Origin of the sequence: Streptomyces sp. URMC 124, from assembly GCF_051386455.1 — a bacterium.
Taxonomy (GTDB): domain Bacteria; phylum Actinomycetota; class Actinomycetes; order Streptomycetales; family Streptomycetaceae; genus Streptomyces.
In genome coordinates this window covers 1-6,308 of sequence record NZ_JBPQTS010000249.1, presented here as the reverse complement: position 1 = coordinate 6,308, position 6,308 = coordinate 1, and the positions used below count along the sequence as shown (strand labels likewise).

The 6,308-nt window shown below is 72.4% G+C and carries 6 protein-coding genes; all 6 read right to left on the bottom strand.

The features are described from left to right. Positions 1-123 precede the first annotated feature (123 nt). The 6 genes from ACSNOG_RS31420 to cpaB are packed head-to-tail and all read right to left on the bottom strand — an operon-like array spanning position 124 to position 6,182. On the bottom strand, positions 124-1,020 hold the full coding sequence (locus ACSNOG_RS31420) for a DUF5936 domain-containing protein (RefSeq protein ID WP_436756106.1): 897 nt from the start codon (positions 1,018-1,020) through the stop codon (positions 124-126). A gap of 13 nt (positions 1,021-1,033) precedes the next feature. After that, on the bottom strand, positions 1,034-1,981 hold the full coding sequence (locus ACSNOG_RS31415; protein WP_436756105.1) for a type II secretion system F family protein: 948 nt from the start codon (positions 1,979-1,981) through the stop codon (positions 1,034-1,036). Positions 1,982-1,994: 13 nt separating this feature from the next. After that, positions 1,995-3,344 (bottom strand): CpaF family protein, encoded by a 1,350-nt coding sequence (locus ACSNOG_RS31410; protein WP_436756104.1) that lies wholly within the window; start codon positions 3,342-3,344, stop codon positions 1,995-1,997. Then, positions 3,341-3,769, bottom strand: coding sequence for a TadE/TadG family type IV pilus assembly protein (locus tag ACSNOG_RS31405; protein WP_436756103.1), 429 nt, complete (start codon positions 3,767-3,769; stop codon positions 3,341-3,343). The genes ACSNOG_RS31410 and ACSNOG_RS31405 overlap by 4 nt, the downstream gene beginning before the upstream one ends. After that, a complete protein-coding gene (locus ACSNOG_RS31400) occupies positions 3,769-5,445 on the bottom strand; it encodes an AAA family ATPase (RefSeq protein WP_436756102.1) in 1,677 nt (558 codons plus the stop codon). The genes ACSNOG_RS31405 and ACSNOG_RS31400 overlap by 1 nt, the downstream gene beginning before the upstream one ends. A 14-nt stretch (positions 5,446-5,459) precedes the next feature. Beyond that, the gene (cpaB, locus tag ACSNOG_RS31395) at positions 5,460-6,182 is read right to left on the bottom strand and encodes a Flp pilus assembly protein CpaB (RefSeq protein ID WP_436756101.1); all 723 of its coding nucleotides are present in this window, start codon (positions 6,180-6,182) and stop codon (positions 5,460-5,462) included. Positions 6,183-6,308: the final 126 nt, after the last annotated feature.

Genomic DNA, 6,308 nt, shown 5'->3' with positions numbered 1-6,308 from the left:
CACCCCCGTCCCGCAATGTCCACCACGGACCCTCTGGAGGACGACTGTCCCACATCCCATTGCAGCCGCGAAGGGCACTTCCGCGATGTTTCTCCAGGCGCGGGTCTGCGGCGAACGGTCACGTCAATCCCCCATGATTGAACCGAAGTTGGTGCCCGAGCCGAGGAAGAAGCCCGCCACCAGCAGAATCATCGTGGCCGGCACCATGAAGGTCGTGATCACCACGGTCGCCTTCGGTACGGCCCGTGCGGCACGGCGCCGGGCCTGCTGGGCGTCGACGCGGCGCATGTCGTTGGCGATGGCGATCAGGGTGTCGACGATAGGGGCGCCGAGCTCCTCGCCCTGCTGGAGCGCCGCGACGAATTGGGCGACCTGCTCGGAGTCATTGCGACGCCGCAGCTCCTCGAACGCCTGCCGGCGGCTGACGCCCATGTCCATCTGGCGCAGCGTGATGCGCAGTTCATCGGCCCACGGGCCGGCATAGCGCTCGGCGACGCGCTCCAGTGCCTGCCGGAAGCCGAGGCCCGCGCTGACCACTACCGCCAGCACGTCCAGGAAGTCCGGGAGCGTCCGGTCGATCGCTGCCTTGCGCTCGCGAACGGCGGCCCAGATGCCGACCTCGGTCCAGAACAGCCCGAAGGCGACCAGCAGGAGCGTGAGGAGCAGTTGTCCGTCGCCGATCATCACCAATGCGCCGCCGAAGCCGAGGGCGCCGTAGACGGCGCGGCGGGCCGCGTACCGGTCGACGGTCAGTCCCCCGGGGTTACCTGCGCGGTCGATGCGGCTGCGGACCTTCGCCACGCGCTTGCCGCCCATCATCCGCAGCACCAGGGGTGCGTAGCGCATCCCGAGCCGGTCGACTGCCGAGCCGACTGCCGTGGTCCGGGTGGAACCGACCTCCAGGGCCAGCGCCAGGTCGTCCGGCAGCCTGGCCCGGCTGCGGCAGAGGACGAGGCCGGCGCAGGCACCTGCCACGGACAGGGCGGCCAGCAGGCCCAGCAGAAGTCCGGTGATTCCCATGCGCGGCCGCCTCTCAGACGTCGATCCGGGACAGCCGGCGGATGACGAGGAATCCCAACCCGTACAGCGCGAAGGCGGTGACCACGGCCGCCTGGCCCAGGAAGGACGACGTCATGCGGTCGATGGAGCCGGGGGCGATCCGGTCCGTCAGCAGGAGCGTGCCGATGCCCATCAGCGGGACGACGTAGGCCGTGACGGTCACCTGGGACAGCTGGGTGCGGACCTCGCGCCGGGTCTCCTTACGCTCTTCCAGCGTCTGGGTGAGGTTGCGCAGCGAGCTGACGACCGTGCCACCGGCCCGGTTCGACAGGATCAGAGTGGTGACGAGCACGACCAGTTCCCGGGAGGGCAGCCGGTCGGCCAGCTCGCCCAGCGCGTCGTCGATGGAGTGGCCGACCGCGAGCTTGTCGGCGACCTTGGCGAGCTCTTCGCCGGCCGGGGCCTCCATCTCGTCCGCCGCCATGCCGAGCGCCGTGCGGAGGGCGAGCCCGGCCTGAGTCGCGTTGGCGAGGATGCGCGAGAGCTCGGGCAGCTGATTGATGAACTTCTCGATGCGCTTGCGGCGCTGCCGGGCGAGGAAGCCCGACGCGGTCCACACGGTGATCACAGCTGCCAGGGGCCCGAAGAACGGCGCGAGGGCTCCGGCCGCGAGCAGCCACAGCCCGGCGGCGGCGCCCAGCGTGGCGACGGTGTACTCGGCGGGGGTGACCTCCAGGCCGGTCGCGGCCAGCCGGCGCTCCAGCCGCCGCCCCGCCCGGGTGGCCCGCATCCGCCGGTCGAGGCGGGAGAAGCGGCGGGCACGGCCTGTCGGCGGGAGCGCGGGAGCGTCGGACAGGCGGTCGACGAGGGAGCGGCGCTGCGCCTTCCCGGCGGCGTACGTCTGCAGGCCCACGATGCCGAATATGCAGGCCACCAGCGTGGCCACGACGGTCGGCGCGACGAGGTGCGTGAGATCGTCCATGTCCGTCTCCTCCCTACCCGTGCCCCTGCCGCACTTCCCGGACCACGGTTCCGGCAGGGGGCGCAGCGAGGCCAAAGGCCGGTGGTACGGATTCCCCGGCGAGCCGCAGACGGTCCGCTGTCCGTTCCGGGAGGGGGAAGCAGGCGAACCCGCCACGCACGATCCGGTCGGCGTCCAGCGGGTGGGCGTCGTAGCGGCAGACCGTCACCAGCCGGAAGTCCTCGCGGCCGTGCGAGTCGAGCAGGGCGACCTCCGCGACGCGACGCGTCCCGTCGGCCTGCCGGGTGAGCTGGACGACACAGTCCACGGCGCTGTTGATCTGATCCCTCAGCGCCTCGTAGGGGACCTTGACCTCCGACATGGAAGCGAGCGTCTGCAGCCGCATCAGTGCATCCTCGGCACTGTTGGCGTGCACGGTGGCGAGGGAGCCGTCGTGACCGGTGGACATGGCCTGGAGCATGTCGAGGGTCTCGCCGCCGCGCACTTCGCCGACGATGATGCGGTCAGGACGCATGCGCAGGGAGTTGCGCACGAGATCACGAATGGTGATCCGGCCTTTCCCCTCGACGTTGGGCGGACGCGATTCGAGACGGATCACGTGAGCCTGCTGCAGCTGCAGCTCGGCGGCGTCCTCGACGGTGATGATGCGCTCCTCTTCCGGGATCAGCGCCGAGAGGGCGTTCAGCAGCGTCGTCTTCCCGGATCCGGTCGGCCCCGAGACCAGCAGGTTGAACTTCGCCCGGACGAGCGCGGAGAACAGCATCAGCATCCGCTCGTCCAGGGTGCCCATGCCGATGAGCTCGGGCAGCGTGTACGCCCGCGGGAAGCGCCGGATGGTCAGGGTCGCACCGTTCAGGGCGAGCGGGGGAATGATGACGTTCACGCGTTCGCCGCTCGGCAGCCGGGCGTCGACCATCGGATTCGACTCGTCCACCCGGCGGTTGACCGTGGAGACGATGCGCTCGATGGTCTGCATCAGCTGCTCGTTCGACGCGAACCGCACGGGAACGGGCTCGACCCGCCCCGAACGCTCGATGAAGATCTGGTCGGGCCCGTTGACCATGATTTCCGTGATGGAGGGGTCCTCCAGGAGAGGTTCAAGGACACCGAGGCCGAGCGCCTCGTCCACGACACGGCGGATGAGCCGGTCCCGCTCGGCGGTGGACAGGACCGGTCCTTCCCGGCTGATGATGTGCCCGAGGACGCGCTCCAGCCGCGTGCGGCGCTCGGAGGCGGCGAGGGCCGACATCTCGGCAAGGTCGATCTCTTCGAGCAGCTTGGCGCGGTACACGGGGACGAGGTGGCTCGACTCCCGCCCGTCGGCGGGCGTTTCGGGGGCGGTGATGCGGGACCGCAGGCTCATGGCGCACTCCTCGGCAGCGGGTACGAGCCGGTGTCGGCGGGACAGGGCATCGTGGCCCGCCGGGTGACGGAGCGCTCGCCCAGGAAGGGCAGCACCGACGGGATGACGACGGTGACCGTGGCGGTCGTGCCCGGGGCGCCGACCGCGCAGGGCGCCGCCTCCGGCGCGCCCTCTGTCCGCAGCCACCCGCTCATGGCGGCCCGGCCGGCGGCGGCCGGCGACACCCTGGGGTCGTCCAGCGACGCGGTCCGGGCCGCGGCCCGGGCCGCGCTGCCCGCCTGCTGCGTCGCGTAAGCGGCCAGTCCCAGCTGGATCGCGGCCAGCCCGACGAGCAGGAGCACCGGGAGGAAGCCGATGAGCTCGATGGAGAGGGAACCCCGATCGCCCCGGCGCGCGGTCGCGGCTCCGGCCACGCGTGGTCGCATCACCTCTCCTCCTCCGCCGCGCCCGCGGAACCTGTCACCGTCCACGGCCAGTTCACGAGGCCCGGAAAGAGCACAGGGACCTTCAGGGCGACTTCCGCGTGGACGATGCCCGTGCCGCGTCCCCCGCACTCCGGACCGCCCCGCCAGGCTCCCGGGAGGTCCGCCCGGGCCGCCGCGGCGCAGTTGCCTCCGGCCGCTCCCGCTCGCGCGCCCTTGTCCGCCGCGTCTCCCGCGAGCGAGTAGGTGTAGCCGACGAGGACGCACTGCCACACCACCGCCAGCACGACGAAGATCAGCGGGAGGAGGCCGAGGAACTCCACGGCGACCTGCCCCCGGTCACCGCCCCCGCGCCGCCGGAAGCGGCTCGTCGGCACGGGGGTGAGCTGGTCCGCCCCCGCAGGGCCGGCGCCGCCCGCCCCCAAGGCGCGGCGGCGCCCCGTACCCCCGGTGAGCGAACGGCTCGCCTGGGCGGCACCGCGTAAAAGGCCTCCGCCCGCGGCGGGGGCGGCGATCAGACCGAGCTCCCCCGCCAGCGTCCACATGGCCTGCCGTACGCCGGAGCGGGCGTCCAGGTCCTGCATCCGGCCCGAATCGACGGCCGGCTGCAGCTCCTTGTAGCACGCGGGGACCGTGGTGCGGGCGGCCCGCGTGCCCGTGGTGCGCTCCACCAGGGCGGGCTGGATCTCGCTGCTACGGGTGTGCCGGTTGATGACGGACGTGGTCTCGGCGGCCTTGCGGATCTGGAGCCGGTCCCAGAGCCGCACCATCCGCTTCGCGGCCCTGACGGACACCACGTCCGGCGTCGTCACGAGCAGGGCCACGTCCGCGGTCTCGACGACGGCGGCACCCGCGGCGGTGATCTGCGTGCCGCAGTCGGCGATGACGAGTTCGTACCGGCTGCGCAGGGCCGCCGCGATCTGCCGGGCGGCGAGGTCGCCGATCTCCTCACCACGCTCGCCCTCGGCCGGGGCCAGCAGCAGGCCGAGACCGGTCGGGTGCGGGAAGACGGCGTCCTGGAGTACCCGTGGCGAGATGTCGCTGATTCCGGCCAGGTCGGCGATCGACCTGCGGAACTGAACGTCCAGGTAGGAGGCGACGTCACCGGACTGCAGGTCCAGATCGACCAGTGCGACGCTGCGTCCGCCGGCGCACGCGGCGAGGGCGAGTTGCACGGCGGTGACGGTCGTCCCGACGCCGCCCTTGGCCCCGACGACCGCGAGGAGCGTCCCGCCCGGCCCCCCGCCGGCGCCCTCCCCGGCACTGCCGAGGTGACGGCGGACTCCCGTGGCCCAATGGGCGGCGGCCTGCACGCGGGCCCCCATCTCCTCGTAGGACAGCGGGAGCCCTGCGAGGCCCCGCGCGCCCACGTCCATCGCCGCCGCGTACAGCGCGGGCCCTCGGTCGGCGGTGACGAGCACGACGCCCGTGGCCGGGAAGCGCAGGGCCACCTCGCGGATGACCTCGAGGGCGGGGACGGGGCCGAGCCCCTCGTGGACCAGCACCACCTCGGGGAGCTCGTCGACGGACGCGGACGCCAGCACCGCCAGGGTGTCGAGCAGGCGCGTGGAGTCGCCGACGGGTCGCAGCGGTTCGACGCCGGGCAGCTGACCCAGCAGCCCGCCGAGGGCCCGGGCCGCCTCGGGGTCACCGACGGCCGGGAGGATTCTGATCGTCACCGTTCTCCCCTGCTCTACTTGTCGCCGTCGAGCGTGTAGGTGCGGTCGCTTCCGCTGACCGCGTCGTCGCCACCGGGGGCCACCAGCGCGAGCCGGACGTGGGAAGCGAAGGACTCCGCGTAGGCCACCCGCTGGGCGTCCTTGGTGTCGAGGGCGAAGGTGATCGGCACGGCCTCCCCGCCGCGCCGCCCGCCGACCGTACCGCTGCTGCCGTCACGCTCGAAAGGAGTGAGCTTGCCGACCTGGATGACCTGCGCGTTGGTGACGATGACCTTGGACACCGGCTTGGCGCCCTGCTCCTTGCCGTCGAAGGTGGCGTAGACGTTGACCTTCGCGCCGGCGTAGATCTTCCCCGCGACGCCCGTCGCCGCGTCGATCATGATGGCGATCTCCTGCTGCCCGGGCCGCAACTCCGGGCGGGCGACGGCCATGTCCTGCTGGAGCAGCGAGCCCTTGCGCAGCGGGGTGACGGAGATCTTGCCGTCGAGGAAGCCCAGGTCGGTGACGGCCGTCGCCGGAAGCCAGCGCCGGGGCATGGAGACCTTCTCGAAACGGTCCTTGGCGTCCCCGAGATGCTGGTAGGCGGGGATGTCGGCCTTCAGCCGGTAGGCGGAGGCCACGGGCCCGAGCTTGGACTCGGTGTCGTGAACGACCGCGAGCACTCCGGCGAAGGCGCCGAGAGCGCAGAGCACCGACAGGAGCAGCAGGATGATCCCGCGGCGCTGGCGTGAATTCATGGGACGACGAACCTCGTTCGGGGACGTGACCGGGCGGGCCGGGCTGACCGGGCGGTGCTCAGCTGCGGACGCGAGCGGCGGGATCCGCCCGGCCGTAGCGGGGCGGGGGCGGTGCGGGGGCACCTC